The sequence below is a fragment of the Tateyamaria sp. genome (assembly GCF_059783535.1).
In genome coordinates, this window is record NZ_JBYNDP010000090.1 from 1 (window position 1) to 16,547 (window position 16,547).

General features: G+C 64.1%; 19 protein-coding genes and 1 riboswitch. Of the genes, 1 reads left to right on the forward strand and 18 read right to left on the reverse strand.

Features of this window, described 5'->3' with window-relative positions:
* From AC6RA8_RS15740 to cbiE, 11 genes are all read right to left on the reverse strand, one after another.
* Positions 1 to 283: urease subunit beta (locus AC6RA8_RS15740; protein ID WP_500353798.1), on the reverse strand; the 283-nt coding region annotated here is incomplete at its 3' end.
* On the reverse strand, positions 280 to 444 hold the full coding sequence (locus AC6RA8_RS15745) for an LPXTG cell wall anchor domain-containing protein (RefSeq protein WP_500353800.1): 165 nt from the start codon (positions 442 to 444) through the stop codon (positions 280 to 282). The genes AC6RA8_RS15740 and AC6RA8_RS15745, both read right to left, overlap by 4 nt.
* A 20-nt stretch (positions 445 to 464) precedes the next feature.
* Positions 465 to 767 (reverse strand): urease subunit gamma, encoded by a 303-nt coding sequence (locus AC6RA8_RS15750; protein ID WP_076628231.1) that lies wholly within the window; start codon positions 765 to 767, stop codon positions 465 to 467.
* A 3-nt stretch (positions 768 to 770) separates the two neighbouring features.
* Positions 771 to 1,604 (reverse strand): urease accessory protein UreD, encoded by an 834-nt coding sequence (locus AC6RA8_RS15755; RefSeq protein ID WP_500353802.1) that lies wholly within the window; start codon positions 1,602 to 1,604, stop codon positions 771 to 773.
* Between the two features lie 98 nt (positions 1,605 to 1,702).
* Entirely contained in the window at positions 1,703 to 2,446 is a 744-nt protein-coding gene (cobF, locus tag AC6RA8_RS15760) for a precorrin-6A synthase (deacetylating) (RefSeq protein ID WP_500353804.1), read from the reverse strand.
* Between the two features lie 54 nt (positions 2,447 to 2,500).
* Entirely contained in the window at positions 2,501 to 3,178 is a 678-nt protein-coding gene (locus AC6RA8_RS15765; RefSeq protein WP_500353806.1) for an energy-coupling factor ABC transporter permease, read from the reverse strand.
* A 49-nt stretch (positions 3,179 to 3,227) separates the two neighbouring features.
* A riboswitch (cobalamin riboswitch) is annotated at positions 3,228 to 3,414 on the reverse strand.
* A 67-nt stretch (positions 3,415 to 3,481) separates the two neighbouring features.
* Positions 3,482 to 4,201, reverse strand: coding sequence for a uroporphyrinogen-III C-methyltransferase (gene cobA / locus AC6RA8_RS15770; protein WP_500353808.1), 720 nt, complete (start codon positions 4,199 to 4,201; stop codon positions 3,482 to 3,484).
* Positions 4,198 to 5,511, reverse strand: a complete 1,314-nt coding sequence (locus tag AC6RA8_RS15775) for a cobyrinic acid a,c-diamide synthase CobB (protein WP_500353810.1) — start codon at positions 5,509 to 5,511, stop codon at positions 4,198 to 4,200. The genes cobA and AC6RA8_RS15775 overlap by 4 nt, the downstream gene beginning before the upstream one ends.
* Complete coding sequence (gene cobM, locus AC6RA8_RS15780; RefSeq protein WP_500353812.1) at positions 5,498 to 6,292, reverse strand: precorrin-4 C(11)-methyltransferase; 795 nt, start codon at positions 6,290 to 6,292, stop codon at positions 5,498 to 5,500. Before cobM ends, AC6RA8_RS15775 begins: the two co-directional genes overlap by 14 nt.
* Positions 6,289 to 6,645 carry a cobalamin biosynthesis protein gene (locus AC6RA8_RS15785; RefSeq protein WP_500353814.1) on the reverse strand — a complete coding sequence of 119 codons (357 nt, stop codon included), beginning with the start codon at positions 6,643 to 6,645 and terminating at the stop codon, positions 6,289 to 6,291. Before AC6RA8_RS15785 ends, cobM begins: the two co-directional genes overlap by 4 nt.
* A complete protein-coding gene (gene cbiE / locus AC6RA8_RS15790) occupies positions 6,642 to 7,859 on the reverse strand; it encodes a precorrin-6y C5,15-methyltransferase (decarboxylating) subunit CbiE (RefSeq protein ID WP_500353816.1) in 1,218 nt (405 codons plus the stop codon). Before cbiE ends, AC6RA8_RS15785 begins: the two co-directional genes overlap by 4 nt.
* On the opposite strand from cbiE, the gene AC6RA8_RS15795 reads away from it, so the two are divergent.
* On the forward strand, positions 7,858 to 8,613 hold the full coding sequence (locus tag AC6RA8_RS15795) for a cobalt-precorrin-6A reductase (protein WP_500353817.1): 756 nt from the start codon (positions 7,858 to 7,860) through the stop codon (positions 8,611 to 8,613). The genes cbiE and AC6RA8_RS15795 overlap by 2 nt on opposite strands.
* Here AC6RA8_RS15795 and cobJ read toward each other — a convergent pair.
* Genes cobJ through AC6RA8_RS15830 form a run of 7 tightly spaced genes read right to left on the reverse strand, consistent with a single transcriptional unit; the run spans position 8,586 to position 16,507 of the window.
* On the reverse strand, positions 8,586 to 9,338 hold the full coding sequence (cobJ, locus tag AC6RA8_RS15800; protein WP_500353819.1) for a precorrin-3B C(17)-methyltransferase: 753 nt from the start codon (positions 9,336 to 9,338) through the stop codon (positions 8,586 to 8,588). The two genes, AC6RA8_RS15795 and cobJ, sit on opposite strands and share 28 nt — an antisense overlap.
* Complete coding sequence (gene cobI, locus AC6RA8_RS15805; RefSeq protein ID WP_500353821.1) at positions 9,335 to 10,075, reverse strand: precorrin-2 C(20)-methyltransferase; 741 nt, start codon at positions 10,073 to 10,075, stop codon at positions 9,335 to 9,337. Before cobI ends, cobJ begins: the two co-directional genes overlap by 4 nt.
* A 5-nt stretch (positions 10,076 to 10,080) precedes the next feature.
* Positions 10,081 to 10,710 (reverse strand): precorrin-8X methylmutase, encoded by a 630-nt coding sequence (locus AC6RA8_RS15810; RefSeq protein ID WP_500353823.1) that lies wholly within the window; start codon positions 10,708 to 10,710, stop codon positions 10,081 to 10,083.
* A 1-nt stretch (position 10,711) separates the two neighbouring features.
* A complete protein-coding gene (gene cobG, locus AC6RA8_RS15815; RefSeq protein ID WP_500353824.1) occupies positions 10,712 to 11,821 on the reverse strand; it encodes a precorrin-3B synthase in 1,110 nt (369 codons plus the stop codon).
* On the reverse strand, positions 11,818 to 15,051 hold the full coding sequence (gene cobN, locus AC6RA8_RS15820) for a cobaltochelatase subunit CobN (protein ID WP_500353826.1): 3,234 nt from the start codon (positions 15,049 to 15,051) through the stop codon (positions 11,818 to 11,820). The genes cobG and cobN overlap by 4 nt, the downstream gene beginning before the upstream one ends.
* Before the next feature lie 23 nt (positions 15,052 to 15,074).
* Complete coding sequence (cobW, locus tag AC6RA8_RS15825; protein ID WP_500353828.1) at positions 15,075 to 16,130, reverse strand: cobalamin biosynthesis protein CobW; 1,056 nt, start codon at positions 16,128 to 16,130, stop codon at positions 15,075 to 15,077.
* A gap of 2 nt (positions 16,131 to 16,132) precedes the next feature.
* On the reverse strand, positions 16,133 to 16,507 hold the full coding sequence (locus AC6RA8_RS15830) for a DUF1636 family protein (RefSeq protein WP_500353830.1): 375 nt from the start codon (positions 16,505 to 16,507) through the stop codon (positions 16,133 to 16,135).
* Positions 16,508 to 16,547 lie beyond the last annotated feature (40 nt).

Here is a 16,547-nt window from a genome sequence, read left to right on the forward strand (position 1 = left end):
GGTTGAACCCGTATACCTTGCGCGCACCGCCAATCGGGATCAACTGTACGTCACGCGCCTGTCCCGGTTCGAACCGCACGGCGGTGCCCGCGGCGATATCAAGGCGCATGCCGCGGGCGGCGTCCCGGTCGAACTGCAATGCGCTGTTGGCCTCGCCAAAATGGTAGTGGCTTCCGACCTGTACGGGACGGTCGCCCGTGTTGGCCACATGCAGCGTGATCGCCTGCGCGCCGGTGTTCAGCTCGATATCACCCTCTGCCGTGATGACTTCGCCGGGGATCATTTGCGGCTCCATGCCACCAGTGCCGCCCCGACGATCAGCGCGAGGCCCATGGCAACGATCCATGGCTCCGATCCATGCGGGTGCGCGTGGGCGCCCGTGTGGGCTAGGGCCGGAGTGGTCATAGTTAGCAGGGCGGCGAGCGGGATAAGAGGAGTTTTCATCGGGTTTCCTTCGGGGGTTGTCAGCGGATGGGATTGTGAACGGTGACCAGTTTGGTGCCGTCGGGAAAGGTCGCCTCGACCTGCACGTCGTGGATCATCTCGGGCACGCCTTCCATGCATTGGTCGCGGGTGATGACCTGCGCGCCGGCTTCCATCATGTCGGCGACCGAGCGTCCGTCACGGGCGCCCTCGACCACCGCGTCGGTGATCAATGCAATCGCTTCGGGGTGGTTCAGCTTGACGCCGCGCGCCAGTCGCTTGCGCGCCACTTCGGCGGCCATGGCGACCAGCAGCTTGTCTTTCTCTCTCGGGGTGAGTTGCATGGCTCAAAGTCTCCAGCAGATGGGCAGGTGACCACCGGTGAGGTGGTCGAGAATGGGCAGAAGCGCCTTGCGCAGGTGATAGCCCGAGGGGGCGAGGGCGCGCAGGACAAGGGTGTCGGCGGTGAGCAGGCTGGCACCGCCCGTTTCGGGCAGGAGGGCGCGGATGGGGGTCAGGTGCGCCTCGGCGTCCGGCGCGATGTAAGTCAGGCTGACCATCGCCGTCGCATTGTCACCAATGGCTGAGCGGGACATCTGCGCGGTCATATCCCCGGATAGGGTCCACGCATCCAGCACCAGAGGTGTGCCTTCGCGGGTGATCGAAATGCGGTCCGCGAAATGGCCCTGCACCGCGTCTTCACCCATGGCGATACGGCCCAGACACATAGGTTCCACGATCAGCGCGCGGGCGGTCGGGGCAAGGTCGCAGGACAGCCTCCGGGTCATGGCACAACCGTCAAAGATCAGCGTTTCCTGCGGCAACCACCACAGTGTTGCGTTGTCTTCGACCGTAAGGCGGGTCTCGACCCGCCCAACCTCGCCCGGTTGCGCGCGATAGGCCCGTTCGCAGGCTTGTGTTGTCACGGTCAAATGCGTGCCAGCGCCGGCGGTGGCCGCATAGTCGAACCTGTCGCCCCCGGTCACACCGCCTGACGTGTTCAAAAGCACGGCTGTCATACCACGGGCGGCGCGCGGAAAGACGGCCTTGGCCGCGCCTTGCTGGTAGAGCCCGTCGATGACTGTCTGTCCCGCAACGGGCTTGGTCGACAGGCGCACGGACCCAATGGCGCGCGGTTGCGCAAGGGTTGTCGCTGGGGTTAGTGGCAGGTGGGCAGTCATGCAGGTTCGTGGTGGTTCATACCGGTCGATATGACCATTCCGGAACGTATTCAGCCAGCCTGTCGCGGGTACCTGCGTCCTCTTTCTGGGCGGGGCGCCTAAATTTCAGGCAGTTTTCGCAGCAAGTATGTGTCCATGATCCACCCGTGGTCTTCGCGCGCCTCGGCGCGGCGTTGGACGATACGGTCCGAGACATCGGCGAGCCGTCCACGCTCAAGGATCTGCTCAGGCATGCCCAGATAGGCCCCCCACCAGATGTCGAAGGCGTTGCCGTCCAGGCTCTGGAAGGTGCACTTGCCATCCAGCATCACCACCAGCGTCTCACACCCTTCGGGCCAGCCGTGGTCGCGCAGGCGCCGTCCGGTTGAGATGGTGACAGGTGCGTTCAACGTGTTGAGCGGAATGGCATGGGCCGCTGTCAGGGCCTGTATCGACGTGATCCCGGCCACCACGCGGACCTCTGGCATTGGATCCAGCCGGGCGGCAATGCGCAGGGTGCTGTCATAAAGGGACGGGTCGCCCCAGACCAACAGTGCAATCTTTTGGGCGCCGGGATGCTGCGCCATGGTGGCGGTCCAGAGCGCCGCGATCTCATCATGCCACGCATCCACACGGGCGATGTAGGGCAGGCTTTTGTCGCGGACCGGCATGTCGAAAAGCGCAACGGGGGCATCCTCGCGCAACTCAGCAATGATCCGGGTGCGCAGATCAGCCAGATCGGATTTACCCTCACCTTTGTGCGGAACCAGAAACAGGTCGGCCTCGGCCACCACGCGCCGGGCCTCTCCCGTCAGGTGGTCGGGGTTGCCGGTGCCGATGCCAATCAGAAAAAGCTGGGTCATTGTGCAAAAAGGGCCGCACGGTGGCGGCCCCTTCCTTGTTCCAGTGTCGCGGTATCAGGCCGCGTCATGCAGACGGTTTGCAAAGATGCCGCTGCCCTGTGTGCCGCGCAGCGCTTTGGCACCGGCCAGAACGGCCAGATCGGCAATTGGTTCGATCAGGATCACCAGCAGGTACGCACCACCAAAGGCCAGCACGGACTGGATGTTCTCGGCGCCAACGCCCTGACCGTAGATGGCCCAGAACGCCACCCAAGCGACGACACCGCCCTGATACACGGCGGACATCTTTAGAACCTGGGCATAGTCGAGATCCACATAGGCCGTTGCCTTGGGCACAATCCGTCTTGCCAGCGCGTGCACTGCGAACAGCGGGAACAGCAGGGTGGTCATGTTTACAAAGAACATGGGCATGTCGGATGGGGCAAAGAACGTGCCCTGCATCAGCAGACCAAACACGAGGCCAAAGGCCGCGGCGGCCGCGCCCAGCAGCAGGAACAGGGTCGTGCCGAGGATGAAGTGCACTTCGGAGATACCAACCGGGAAATGCGGCAGCACTTCGAAGAACACGAATGTGCCGACAGTGGCCATCACGGCGCGCAGGACGAAAGACGGCACGCTGTGCTGTTTGAGGTCCTCGGCGGCCAGTTTGAAGGAATAGCCAGCTGCGGCCGCTGCCGTGCCATAGGCCAATGCCATTTTCGCGCCATCTACGACGCCCGGTTCGATATGCATCTCTGTCTCCTCGCCACCACCCCGGTGACATTGTGGCCGGTGCCCCGGCAGGTTTCATCGCACGATGGCAGGTCTCCTGACTGCCGGGTCATCGCGGGGCCAGACCTTCCCAGTGCGTCGCACCAGTGGTGTCTGCCGGCACCGCTCGCCGGTCACAGTTGCGGGGGCAGTCCGGGAGTCTCACCCGGTTCCCTTTTCAGACCCCTTTCGGGGCCACCATCGTCAACTCACGTTTACATTGATTCCCAAATCCGACAAGTCCGGATGCGGCATTTGACGGGGCGGAAAGGGCGTCGGGTACGCTCACCCCTCGGCCAGCGCGCCATAGAGGATCAGGGCAGGCGCGTCGCTGACACCCTGGCCCAGCTTTTCGGCCAATTGCGCAACCGTTGTGCGGTGCAGTTTCTGCGCGTCCGTGGACACGCCCTCGGCCAGCAGCGCCGGTGTGTCAGCGGGCAGGCCGGCCTGCATCAACATCTCGGCAAAGGCAGGAAATGTGCGCTGCCCCATGAACACAACCGTGGTGGCTTGCGCGTCAGCGAGGGCTGCCATGTTCAGGTCTTCGGGCAGGGCACCGCGGACGTCATGACCGGTGACAAATTGCACGCGGCGCGCGGTCAGCCTGCGGGTCAGCGGAATGCCCGCGGCGGCTGCCGCCGCACAGGCCGAAGGCACACCGGGAATGATCTCGAACGGGATACCGGCGGCCTTGAGCGCATCGGTTTCCTCTTCCAATCGCCCGAACGTGCCGCCGTCGCCCGACTTCAGGCGCACAATGCGTTGATCTTCCTGCGCATAGTCGACCAAAAGCTGACTGACATGATGCTGCTTGGGCGATGGCCGCCCCGCACGCTTGCCCACACCCACAAGATCCGCACCGCTGCGGGCATGGCTGAGGATGGGACCCGCACTCAGATCATCGAACAGCACCGCATCCGCGCGCTTCAACCGATCAACGGCCTTCAGCGTCAAAAGCTCCGGGTCGCCGGGGCCGGAGCCCACAAAGCTGACAAACCCGGTCATGCCGTTTCCCCGGTGATCAGGTGAAAGAACGTGCCAGTCACATGGCCACGACGCGAGCCTGTTTCGGGCACAGGGTTGCCGTCCGCATCAGACACCTGTGCGAGGGGTTCATCCGGTTCATCTAGAATGGTGGTGTAGTGAAACTCGTGCCCCCGCAAGGCCGCCCCCGCCGCAAAGCCCGGCATGGGCGCATCCAGCACCGCGCGTCGGTAGCCAAGATGGAACTTCCGTTTCTCAAAGCTGGTCTCAAGCCCAAACAGGCCCGCCATTTCGTGCCGGTTGCCCTCTTTGTCGGTCAGCCCTGTGCCAAGCACCATGTAGCCGCCGCACTCACCATGAACGGGCTTGGTGTCGGCGTGCTTGCGCAGTCCAGACAGGAAATTGGAGGCGGCTGCCAAAGTACCGCCGTGCAATTCTGGGTATCCGCCGGGCAGCCACACCAGATCGGCATCTGGCGTGGGAGCCTCATCAGCCAGCGGAGAGAACGGCAGGATTTCAGCCCTTGCCGTACGCCAGCCTTCCAGCAGGTGTGGGTAGGTAAAGGAAAACGCGGCATCGCGCGCCAATGCGATCCGTTGCGCAGGCGGCGTTGGCAAAGGGTGCTGATCCATGGATGGCCCGGCATGCGCCGCGGCCTTGATCGCGTCGAGGTCAACGTTGTCCCGCAGAAACTCGGCATACCCGGCAATGGCGGCTTCCAGATCAGGATGCTCAACCGCCTGGATCAGGCCCAGATGCCGCTCTGGCAATTTCAGGTCGCCGCGCCGGGGAAGGCTGCCCAAAACCTTGACGCCCGCGCGCTCCATTCCAAGGCGGGTCAGGCGCTCGTGCCGGGGGCTCGCGACCCGGTTCAGGATCACACCGGCAAAGGGCAGATCGGGATTGTAACTTTTGAACCCCAGCGCCGTGGCCGCCGCCGACTGGGCCTGTCCGCCCACGTCGATAACCAGAATGACAGGCCAACCCATGGCGAGCGCGGTTTCTGCGCTGGACCCAAAGCCCGACTGACCGCGTGTGGCAACCCCATCGAACAGGCCCATGGACCCCTCGGCCACACAAATATCGGCCCCCTGCGATTGTGCTGCAATCCCGCTCAACAGGTCACCGTCCATCGCCCAAGTGTCGAAGTTGAACGAGGCGCGCCCGGCAGCGGCAAGGTGAAAGGCGGGGTCGATATAGTCCGGCCCGCTCTTGTAAGGCTGCACGACCATGCCGTCATCCCGCAAGGCCCGAAGAAGGCCCAGCATCACCGTCGTCTTGCCCGTGCCAGAGGCCGGGGCGGAGATCATCAGGCCCTTAATCATCGCCATGGCTCCAGCTGGCCCACGGGCTGTCCGCGCTTTGCGGGCGGTATCGGCGATCGTAGTCCGTTGAATACAAACAACTTTCGTCAAATCCTTCGGCGCCGATGGCGTGACCTACAAGGATCAGGGCTGTGCGGCTGATCCCGTCGTTCATGGCGTCCTTCAGCGTGGATAGAGTGGCGTGGATGATCTGCTCATCAGGCCAGCTTGCGCGATAGACCACAGCGACGGGGCAGTCCGCTCCATACGCTGGCGTCAAGTCGGTGATGATCTGATCCATATTACCAATGCTCAGATGGATCGCCAGTGTTGCGCCGGTGGCGGCGAAGTTTGTCAGGGTCTCTCCGTCCGGCATGGAGGTGGCGCGTCCCGGTGTTCGGGTCAACACAACGGATTGCGCAACACCGGGCAGGGTCAGCTCTGCACCAAGCGCAGCGGCGGCGGCAGAGAAGGACGGCACGCCGGGGGTTACGGTGAAGGGAATGCCCGCCGCCTTGATCCGCCGCAGCTGTTCACCCATGGCGGACCATACGGACAAGTCCCCTGAATGCAGACGGGCGATGTCCTGGCCTGCGGCATGGGCAGCTTCGATCTCACCCATAATTGTGTCCAGGTCCATGGAGGCCGTGTTGACGATCTTTGCCCCCTCCGGGCAGTGACCAAGGATCGCCTCGGGCACCAGTGACCCGGCGTAGAGGCACACGGGGCAGGACGCGATCAGGTCGCGTCCCCGCAGGGTCAGAAGGTCGGGGGCACCAGGGCCTGCGCCAATGAAGTGTACGGTCATGTGTCGGGTCCTTGGGCTATGGCACAGGTGGCCATGCGATCTTGGGATATGGTGCGGGTGCTGATCAACCGCGCTCCGGGGCCCGCGGCGGCAAGGGCCGTGGCCTCGGCCACGCTTGGGGTGCCTTTTTCGGTGTTGCTGCGGATCGATTGAGTGTGCGTATTTTGCGCCTTGGCATCGGCCGCACTGACGATGATCACGCTGATGCCGTTGGACAAAGCGAGAAGCTCCAACGTGGTGGCTTTGCTTTCGAGTGTCGCCATGGCATCTGGCTCCACATTGTGTTGTGCGAGTGCGTCTTTCAAGCTGGCTTGCGTGGCGTTTGTACTAAATCCAAATCCTGCCACGATCATTGCTCGAGGCTCCATTGCACCACCGGGTACGACGATTGCCACCCCCGTTTCGGACCCAGTGGTGCGGCGTGACTAAGGGCAATGCGAGTTAAGTTCCCGCCATGTTTGGCTTGGGCCTGCGCAAGAAGTGCCTCACCCTCCAGTGTTACGACATTGGCGACCACCCGTGCCAAGGTGCCAACCGCGACATCAAGCACCGCCATAGTTAGCCCACCGCCGATAAAGATTGCATCAGGAGGGGTGATACCGCTGTTCTCAGGCACGTCCGGGATCGGTGCTTCGACCACCCGTAACGCGTGTTCGACCCCCAGTTTCGCGGCATTCGCGCGAATGCGATCGGCCCGGTCCCGTCGAATTTCGAAACATGTGGCGGTGGAAGTGGGCGAACAGAGCAGCCATTCCAATGCGACAGAACCGGACCCGGCACCGACATCCCAGAGGTGCTCGCCAGGTTGGGGCGCAAGCGTCGATAGCGTGATGGCACGGATGGGACGTTTGGTGATCTGTCCATCGTGGTCGAACGTGTCATCAGACTGCCCGGTCGCCGTAGTGAGAACTGGACCATTCCCCGCAATATAAAGGCCAACCAGCACGGGGTGTTCGAACGTGTCGGCGATACTTTCTGCGCGGTAGCTCGAGACACGTTCCAGCGGGCCGCCAAGCCGTTCCATCACGTGCATATCACTACGACCGAAGTCCAATTCAGTCAGGTATCTTGCAAGTTCCAGAACAGCCGCACCGTCGCGGACCGTGACAAGCAATTGTTGCGCTGGTGCGAGGTGTTTGCGTATCCACGCAAACGGGGCGGCGTGCAGCCCGAGGCAGATGACATGCTCCAGCGCCCAACCCAACCGATTGGCAGCGCATGTGAACGACGATGGGCCAGGCAAAGCGGTCCATTCGTCCCTGCCGAAACTGCGCGCAATCGTCGAGCCTGCACCGAACCAGAACGGGTCGCCTGAGGCCAGCACTGCAACCCTTTGGCCCCGCAGGGATGCAAGGATGGCGATGCCGTCAGCGAAGGGGACGGGCCATGGAACAAGATCTGTCCCCGCGGGGACACTTGTGCTTAACGGGTTGTTAACCACAAGATCGAGGTGTCGTTGCGGGCCCATGATGACCTCCGCCTCGGAAAGGGCCGCTTGACTTGCGGCACTGAGACCGGCAACCCCGTCCTCGCCAATTCCGATGATCGTCAACCAAGGGTCAGACATGCGCGCCAACCTCCTGATCCTCGCCGGGACGACCGAGGCCACGGGTTTTGCCAATGCTGCTGCAGAGGCTGGCTTGGTCGGAACGGTCAGCTTTGCCGGACGTGTGGACCGGCCCAAGCGTCAACCCTTGCCGCAGCGCATTGGGGGTTTTGGCGGTGTTGATGGTTTGGTTGAGCACCTGCGTGCCGAGCAGATCACGCATGTGATCGACGCGACCCACCCCTTTGCGGCGCAGATGAGCCGGAATGCGGTGGCCGCGTGTGCCAAGGCGCATGTGCCGCTGCTGGCACTGACCCGAAAGCCGTGGACGGCGCAGGATGGAGATCGCTGGACCCAAGTGCCCGACATCGCGGGGGCCGTGGATGCGTTGGACCAACCGGCCAAGCGCGTCATGTTGGCCGTCGGGCGGATGCATCTGGCAGTGTTTGCGCCGAATCCGCAGCATTTCTACCTGTTGCGTCTGGTTGATCCGCCCAAGGACCCGCCGCCGTTTCCTGATCACCATGTGCTGGTGTCGCGCGGGCCGTTTACCGAAGCGGACGACCGCGCGCTGATGCGGGAACACCGCATTGATCTGGTTGTGTCGAAAAATGCGGGCGGCACCGGAGCCTATGCCAAGATCACCGCCGCCCGCGCGTTGGGCCTGCCGGTGATCATGATTGACCGACCGAGCCTTCCAGACCGGCAAGAGGCGCATAGCGTGGCCGAGGTGATAGGCTGGTTGCGTCATTCCGGCGTTGACCTTGGCGTGTAGACAATCGGCGCGCCGTCCCGTTCGATGATCCGGGTGCGGGACGAGCCGACGATGACAATGGTGCGCATGTCAGCCATGTCTGGCGTCGTGTCGGGCAGTGGAACGATGCGAATGTCTTCATCTGGTCGCGTGACGTTGCGGGCAAAGATGACGGGGCGGTCGTCGCCGCAGGCTTCTTTGAGAACCTCCAAAGTGCGCACAAACCCTTCGGGCCGCGACTTGGAGCGTGGGTTGTAGAAGGCCATGGCGAAGTCACCCTCGGCTGCGAGGCGCAAGCGCTTTTCGATGAGGCTCCACGGTTTGAGGTTGTCGCTCAGATTGATGGCGCAGAAATCGTGGCCCAGCGGTGCGCCGCAGCGGGCGGAGGCCGCGAGCATTGCCGTGATGCCGGGCAGAACGGAGATGTCGAGATCGCGCCAGTGATCGGGGCCAGCCTCGACCGCCTCAAACACGGCGGCAGCCATGGCGAAGACACCGGGATCACCGGAAGATACCACTACCACGCGTTTGCCGTCGCTTGCCATGTCGAGAGCGTGGCGGGAGCGGTCAATTTCGACGCGGTTGTCGCTGGCGTGCAGTGTCAGGCCGGGGCGTTCCGCGATGCGGGCGACGTACGGGATGTAGCCAACAATGTCTGTGGCTTCGGCCAGCACATCCGACACTTCGGGCGTGATCAGGGCGTCATCCCCCGGCCCAAGACCCGCGATGCGCACCCAGCCGGTCATGGGCGGCGGCCCTGTCCGTGCACCACGATGATCGAGAAGTAGGGCGTTACTTTCCCTTCTGCCTCGCATAGTTTTTGCACATTCTGGTTTGGCATGGCCGCAAATTCGATCAGATAGGCGTCCTCAAATTTCCCTGCCCGCTTGAGCGCTGCACGCACCTTGTCGATGTTGCGCCCGATCTTCATGACGACCAGCGCATCGGCTTGTTCCATCCCTGAAACAAGCATGTCTTCGTCCAGCGTGCCCATCAGCACGGTGAGGATGTCGTCGCCCCATGTGATCGGTGCGCCTGTCGCTGTCCATGCGCCGGACATGCCGGTGATCGCAGGCACAACCTGCACCGGGACGTGTGGTTCGAGCCGTGTGTAGAGGTGCATGAACGAGCCGTAGAAGAACGGGTCGCCTTCGCACAGCACAACCACGTCTTCACCCTGTTCGGCCAGTTGACGCAGGTGAGCGGTGCAATCGGCATAAAAGGCGCTGAGGATTTCGTTGTAACGTGGGTCGGTTAGCGGGATTTCCGTGGTGACGGGGTATTCCATGGGGAATTCGATGGCGTGATCCGCCAGCATCCCGTCGACAATGCGCCGCGCCTGGCCCGGGCGGCCCGCCTTGCGGAAGAACGCTACATGTTTGGCGTTGCGCACCAACTTGTCCGCGCGGACGCTGAGCAGGTCCTGCGCACCGGGGCCGAGGCCGACGCCGTGGATGGTTCCGGGGGTGTCTGAGCTGCGCATGGCAGTTATTCTTTCCGGCTCGCGATGGCGTTGACGGCGGCAACGGTGATTGCGCTGCCGCCCAGCCGCCCTTGGACGATGCAGCAAGGGACGGGTTGGTCGGCCCAGAGCGCGTCCTTGCTTTCGACAGCACCCACGAAGCCCACGGGGCACCCGATGATGGCGGCGGGGCGGGGGCAATCGGGGTCTTCGAGCATGTTTAGCAGGTGGAAGAGGGCCGTGGGGGCGTTGCCGATGGCGACGACCGCGCCTGCGAGATGCGGGCGCCACAGTTCGAGTGCAGCGGCGGAGCGGGTATTGCTCATCTCGGCGGCCAGTTCGCGGACGCCGTCATTGTGCAGCGTGCAGATCACTTCGTTGTTTGCGGGCAGGCGGGGGCGGGTGATGCCCTCGCTGACCATGCGGGCATCACAAAGGATGGGTGCGCCGTTTTCGAGGGCGGTCCGGGCAGCGGGCACGAAGCCGGGGGAAAAGCGGCAGTGCTGTTCAAGCCCGACCATACCTGCGGCGTGGATCATGCGTACCGCCACCTGCTCTTCGTCCTTGTCGAAGCGGGCGAGGTCGGCTTCGGCCCGGATCGTGGCGAAGGATTGCAGGTAGATGGCCGCGCCATCGGTTTCGTATTCGTAGGGCATTTTAGCTCGCTGGCGTCAGAAGGTCAGTGGCTGTGAGGCCGGTCGCGCGCGGGGCATCCCATGGATGGCCGTTCTCCACAAGGTCATACGCGCCGTCATGGCCCACAAGCGTGGTGGCGGCAGGGCGGGGGTGTGCGCATCCCTTGGCGCATCCCGAGACGTGTAGACCGGGTTTGGCGAGGGCGCGGGCGAGGCTGCGTGTGTCGACCGTGGCGGAAGCACAGGCGGGTGCGCCAGGGCATGCGTGTGTGTGCAGCAGCGGATCGTTGGCATCCGTGATGAAGCCGTGGGTGTCGCAGCATCGTGCGTTTTCCAGCAGGAACAGGCGCCATGGTGTGACGCGCAGGGCGGTGGCCTGGCTGTCTTGGATCAGCGCGGCGAGAACCCCCGCATCCATGCTGCCGAAGGGCGCGCCGTAGGCGTGGCCCTGATCCATTGAGCCGGGGGACATGCGCGGTCCTGTTGGTGCAGGGGGATGCCGCATCCATTCCGGGGGCAGGGCTGTCGTCTTCACGTGCTTTGACATGCGTCCTGCGGTGCGACCACCCGAGGCAACAAACCAGTTGGCGAGCGCGATGAGGGCGGCTGGCGCGTTGGCTTCCTTGACCTCTTTGCCTTTGTCCGCGCCGTCGGCGCGCAGGATGAGGGTGCCAGCGGTGGTGCATTCGAACCGGAAGTCGGCTGATGTGTCGGACAGAAGTGACTCGGGGCCCGTGTCGATTGCGATCCCCATCTTGGCGGGCAAATCGGGCATCTCAGGCAATGAGCGCACGAGTGAGTCGTGCAGCCGGGTCGTGAGGTCACCCGCTTCCCATTCTGGCGTTACGACGATGTTGCGTCGTGCTTCTTCCTCGACCGTGGCGTCGAGCAGGCCAAGGTCAAAGAGGGCGCTCAGGACCTGTTCGTGTCGGTTCTCTTGCACACCGCGCATCTGCAGGTTGGCGCGGCTGGTGAGGTCGATGATGCCGTTGCCTTCGGACTGTGACAGCGCGCAGAGGCCCAGAATTTGTGCGCGGTCCAATCGCCCGAGGCGCGGGCGGATGCGGACGATCAGCCCGTCGCCGGACATCATCGGGCGCCATGCGCCGGGGCACCAGCCTTTGATGGTCATTGGGCCGCCTCAAGCGCGGCGCGGATAGAGTTGCGGCGGGTTTGCCATAGGTCCGCGGCATCCAGCGCGGCGAACTGATCCTGCATGGCTTGGTAGGCGCCGGGGTTGGCGTCTTGGAGGAAGGCGGCGACCTCTGGGTCGCCGAGCGTGGCGTCATGGTAGGCGTCGAACAGGTGCGGGCCGACGACGCCTGCCAGATGCGCGAAGGACGCCATGTGGTCGAGGGTGGCGGCGATCTCTGCCCCGCCGCGAAAGCCGTGGCGCATCATGCCGTGCAGCCAGTCGGGCTGGGTTGCGCGGGCCTGAACGACGCGGGCGATTTCTTCGGGCAGGGTGCGGGCGCGGGGGCGGTCCGGTTGCGTGCTGTCGAGGTGGTAGAGGGCGGCCTTACCGCCGGTCACGGCTTGGGCTGCGGCGAAGCCTGCCTCGTGCGCGGCGTAATCAGAGGCCAGCAGGACGTCGGTTTCTGGCAGGTCTTGCAAGTGAACGAAGCTGTCCGCGGCGGCGACGCGGGCGCGGATGCCCGCCTCGTCCTTTTCAGTCTTTGGACCGTCGAGGGCATAGGCACTGGCGGCGAGCCATGCCTCGCCCGCCGCTGTGCGGGCGTCGTCGGTGAAGGTTTCGATATCTGCGCCCATGCCAAGTCCAAAGCTGCCGGGGGCCGGGCCGTAGACACGGGCGGCGGGGGCGTGGCCGGCATAGGGGTTCCAGTCCGCAGCTTCGTCGCGGGCGGACAGTGCGCGGACGGCTTGCGAAAACAAGGCCGACAACGTTGGGAACACATCGCGGAACAGGCCAGACACGCGCAGGGTCACGTCGATGCGCGGGCGATCGAGGTCGGTGATGGGCAGCACTTCGATGCCCGACACCCGCTCTGACCCTTGGTCCCAGACCGGCTTCACGCCCAGAAGGTGCAGCGCCATTGCGAATTCCTCGCCTGCCGTGCGCATGGTGGCCGAGCCCCAGAGATCCACGATCAGACCGCGGGGCCAGTCGCCTTCTTCTTGCAGGTGGCGGCGCACCAGTTCCTCTGCCAGCTTGACACCTTGGGCGTAGGCAGCGCGGGTGGGAACGCCGCGCGGATCGGTGGTGTAGAGGTTGCGGCCTGTGGGCAGCACGTCACGCCGCCCGCGATGGGGGGAGCCGGAGGGGCCACCCGCGATGCGTTTGCCGTTTAGGGCGTCGATCAGGGCGGTGCGTTCGGTGTCTGCGTCCTGGCCCCATATGTGGAGGCCATCGCCAAACTGGCTTTCCTTGATGTCGCAGACAAAGCGGTCGATGCGTGTGATCGCCTCTGCGCTGCACGCCGCGCGGTCGAGGCCGAGGTCATTTTCGACGCCGATGGCTTGGGCTTCGGCGCGGATATCCTCTTGCAACCGGTCGCGGCGTTTCGGGTCAAGGCCGTCGGCGTTCGAAAATTCGTCGAGCAGCGACTCAAGCCGGACAAATCGGTCAGGCGTTGCGCTGTCCTTCATCGGCGGCGGCAGGTGGCCGAGGGTGATGGCGCCGATGCGGCGCTTGGCTTGCGCGGCCTCGCCCGGGTCGTTCACGATGAAGGGGTATATGACGGGCAGAGTGCCAGTAAGTGCTTCGGGCCAACAGGTATCGGACAGAGCCACCGCCTTGCCCGGCAGCCATTCGAGCGTGCCGTGCGCGCCGATGTGGATCAGGGCCTGCGTCTGGGTCTGAAGCCAGAGGTAGAAGGCGACATACGCGTGGCGCGGCACGCGGCTGAGGTCGTGGTAATCGTCATCCCGCGCATCCGGTGTGCCGCGTTCGGGTTGCAGGGCCACCAAAACCTTGCCACGCCGTATGGCGGGGAAGTGGAACACACCGCCCAGAGTGTCAGCGGCTGGATCTCCCCAAGCGGCCTGCAGATCATTCTGCAGGTCGGCGGGGAGCTGCGCCCATGCAGCCTTGTAGGCGTCAAGCGGCCACGCGATTGTTTCAGTTTCGAGCGCGGATGCGACTGGAGTGGGATCGGTGTCATGACCAGCCGCCTTGAGGTCCGACAGGATAGCCTCGGTCGAGGCAAGCGCATCGAGACCCACGGCATGAGCCATGTTCCAGTCCTTGCCGGGGTAGGTGCTGAGTACCAATGCAAGCGTGCGATCAGCGGCCGAAGTCGCGGCAAGGTTGGTCCACGCTTTCACCCGATCTGACACCATATCTATGCGCTGGGCGTCGGCTGCATGGGCGTAGCGTGCAAATTGCAGGGCCTCGTCCTGCGGCTGTGGTTCCTTGAAGGATGCGACACCAGCGAGGAGGCGGCCATCCACCTCAGGCAGCACAACATGCATGGCAAGGTCGGCGGGTGACAGGCCGCGTTCGGCCTCTTCCCATGCTTCGCGGGTCGAAGTGGCAAGGGCGATCTGGAAGACCGGGACATCGCCTGCGTCTAGAGGTGACGCGCCATTTGCGCCGATGCCGGAGAAGGCGGTGGCATTGACGATGGCGGAAGGTTTCAGATGTGCGACTTGGCGGGCCATCCACGCGGCGGCTTCGGGCGCCTTGAGCGAAGGGGCAAAGAGACCAAGGACGCGGAAGCCGCGTGCGCGCAGAGCTTGGAAGGTCGCTTCGATCGGGGACAGGTCGGCGGCGGCGAGGTAGGCGCGATAGAATGTGACGAGGATCAGCGGTTTGTTGTCGGCGCCATGGATCAGGGGGCAGGCAACGCCATCTTCGGGCGTCCATGCACCGACCGTCGGTAAAGCTTTGGAGCCTTTGACCGGGCCTGCATAGAGGCCGGAGGCAAGGGCCATTTGCGCCAGTGCCGCTTGGGCGGCGACAGCACCGCCTGTGTCGCAGAGATGGGCAAGGCGCCGCAGTGTTGAGGTTGGAAGGGTGGACACCTCATCCAGCCTTGGGTCGGGCCGGCCATCTGCGGGCAGGACGGCGAGCGCAATGCCTTTCTGGCGGCAGAGCGCTTCGACTTGCTGGAGGCCGTAGGCCCAGTAGGGCACGCCGCCGATGAGGCGGATCAGGATGCCTTTGGCCCCCTCAAGTGTTTGTTCGACATAGGTGTCGACGGACAGCGGGTGTTTGAGGCCGACAAGGTTGGCCAGCCGCAGCGTGGGCAGCTTGCCGTCCGCACGGTGCCATGCCGCCGCGAAGGCCCCAAGGTCACTGTCGGAGAAGGACAGCACCACCAGATCCGCGGGCGTCTGCCCCAGATCGGTGGGTGTCTCGGTCTCTTCGAGCCCGTGGCTTTCGCGGAAGACGACGTGCATGGCGGGGGCCTGGTGGGGTTTCGTTACTCGGCAGCTTCGGTGACTTGGACCAGAGCGGCGCGAATGGCTGCTTCGTTCACGTCGTCATGCTCGGCAATCACGACCAAACGGCCCTGTCGCGCCTCATTTGCGGCCCAGGGGCGGTCGAATTGGTGGCGGACGCGGGCGCCCACGGCTTGGACGAGCAGGCGCATGGGTTTGCCGGTGACGGCGGCGTAACCTTTGACGCGCAGGATGTTCTGCGTCTTGGCCATCGCTTCGATGCGGGCGACCAGTTCGGCCGGGTCGCTGACTTCTGGGATGTCGATGATGACGCTTTCGAAATCGTCATGTTCGTGGTCATCGTGTCCGTCGTGGTGCGACGGGCGCGCGTCCATGTCATCTTCGGCGGCGGCTTCAAGCCCGAGGATCACGCGGGGATCAACCACACCTTCGGCCACTTCGACAACGGGCAGTGGGCGGGGGGCTTCTGCTTCGATCACTGCTTTGGCCTTCGTAATACCGTCGGGACCCGCAAGGTCGGGTTTGGTCAGCAGGATGATGTCGGCGCAGCTGATCTGATCTTCGAACACTTCGGACAGCGGCGTTTCGTGATCAAGGCTGTCATCCGCTTTGCGCTGGGCATCGACGGCGGCCACGTCCGGCGCGAAACGGCCCGCCGCGACGGCTTCGGCATCAGCCAGCGCGATCACGCCATCGACGGTGATGCGGCTGCGAATGTCCGGCCAGTCGAAGGCTTTGAGCAGCGGTTTCGGCAGGGCGAGGCCGGAGGTTTCGATGAGGATGTGTTCGGGCTGCGGGTCGAGGGCCATGAGCGCCTCGATCGTCGGGATGAAATCGTCGGCCACGGTGCAGCAGATACAACCATTTGCCAGTTCCATGATGTTTTCGGCGGGGCAATCTGGGATTGCGCAGGACTTGAGGATGTCGCCATCAACGCCGACGTCGCCAAATTCGTTGACCACCACGGCGAGGCGCTTGCCCTGCGGGTTCTGCATCAGGTGGCGCACTAGGGTGGTCTTGCCCGAGCCGAGAAAGCCGGTGATGACGGTGACGGGAACTTTGTTCAGATTTGCCATGCTTAAAACTCCTGCGGGGGGATGCGGGCGATGCAGTTTTTGCGGAAATGTTCGGGGCGCTCGCGCCAGGGCACGATGCCATCGGTGGTGGCGGCGTATTTGCCGATACCTTCGACAACCATGTCGGCGTCACGGTCTTCCATCAGGTTGCCGTAGACGTAGGTCCAGCGCTGGGCCCCACCGCGCACGGCGACAGAGCATCCGGAGGAACAGTTGGACAGGCATTCCACAGCCTTGAGGGTTACGCCCTCGGGCATGGTGCGATTGGCAAGCTCGGCATGCAGCGCTTCGCCCGGGCGAGTGCCATCCTCGGGCACCTCAAGCTCACGACGGCATTTCACGCAGACCAGGAGTTCCACGGGGGGCAAATCGGCCATGTTATTTCCCTGTCAGGGGACAGCATGGCAGATGACGGGC

Coding starts and splice junctions, on each gene's coding strand:
- AC6RA8_RS15745 (WP_500353800.1), bottom strand. CDS start 444: ATGAAAACTCCTCTTATCCCGCTCGCCGCCCTGCTAACTATGACCACT.
- AC6RA8_RS15750 (WP_076628231.1), bottom strand. CDS start 767: ATGCAACTCACCCCGAGAGAGAAAGACAAGCTGCTGGTCGCCATGGCC.
- AC6RA8_RS15755 (WP_500353802.1), bottom strand. CDS start 1,604: ATGACTGCCCACCTGCCACTAACCCCAGCGACAACCCTTGCGCAACCG.
- cobF (WP_500353804.1), bottom strand. CDS start 2,446: ATGACCCAGCTTTTTCTGATTGGCATCGGCACCGGCAACCCCGACCAC.
- AC6RA8_RS15765 (WP_500353806.1), bottom strand. CDS start 3,178: ATGCATATCGAACCGGGCGTCGTAGATGGCGCGAAAATGGCATTGGCC.
- cobA (WP_500353808.1), bottom strand. CDS start 4,201: ATGACCGGGTTTGTCAGCTTTGTGGGCTCCGGCCCCGGCGACCCGGAG.
- AC6RA8_RS15775 (WP_500353810.1), bottom strand. CDS start 5,511: ATGGCGATGATTAAGGGCCTGATGATCTCCGCCCCGGCCTCTGGCACG.
- cobM (WP_500353812.1), bottom strand. CDS start 6,292: ATGACCGTACACTTCATTGGCGCAGGCCCTGGTGCCCCCGACCTTCTG.
- AC6RA8_RS15785 (WP_500353814.1), bottom strand. CDS start 6,645: ATGATCGTGGCAGGATTTGGATTTAGTACAAACGCCACGCAAGCCAGC.
- AC6RA8_RS15795 (WP_500353817.1), top strand. CDS start 7,858: ATGCGCGCCAACCTCCTGATCCTCGCCGGGACGACCGAGGCCACGGGT.
- cbiE (WP_500353816.1), bottom strand. CDS start 7,859: ATGTCTGACCCTTGGTTGACGATCATCGGAATTGGCGAGGACGGGGTT.
- cobJ (WP_500353819.1), bottom strand. CDS start 9,338: ATGACCGGCTGGGTGCGCATCGCGGGTCTTGGGCCGGGGGATGACGCC.
- cobI (WP_500353821.1), bottom strand. CDS start 10,075: ATGCGCAGCTCAGACACCCCCGGAACCATCCACGGCGTCGGCCTCGGC.
- AC6RA8_RS15810 (WP_500353823.1), bottom strand. CDS start 10,710: ATGCCCTACGAATACGAAACCGATGGCGCGGCCATCTACCTGCAATCC.
- cobG (WP_500353824.1), bottom strand. CDS start 11,821: ATGACCATCAAAGGCTGGTGCCCCGGCGCATGGCGCCCGATGATGTCC.
- cobN (WP_500353826.1), bottom strand. CDS start 15,051: ATGCACGTCGTCTTCCGCGAAAGCCACGGGCTCGAAGAGACCGAGACA.
- cobW (WP_500353828.1), bottom strand. CDS start 16,130: ATGGCAAATCTGAACAAAGTTCCCGTCACCGTCATCACCGGCTTTCTC.
- AC6RA8_RS15830 (WP_500353830.1), bottom strand. CDS start 16,507: ATGGCCGATTTGCCCCCCGTGGAACTCCTGGTCTGCGTGAAATGCCGT.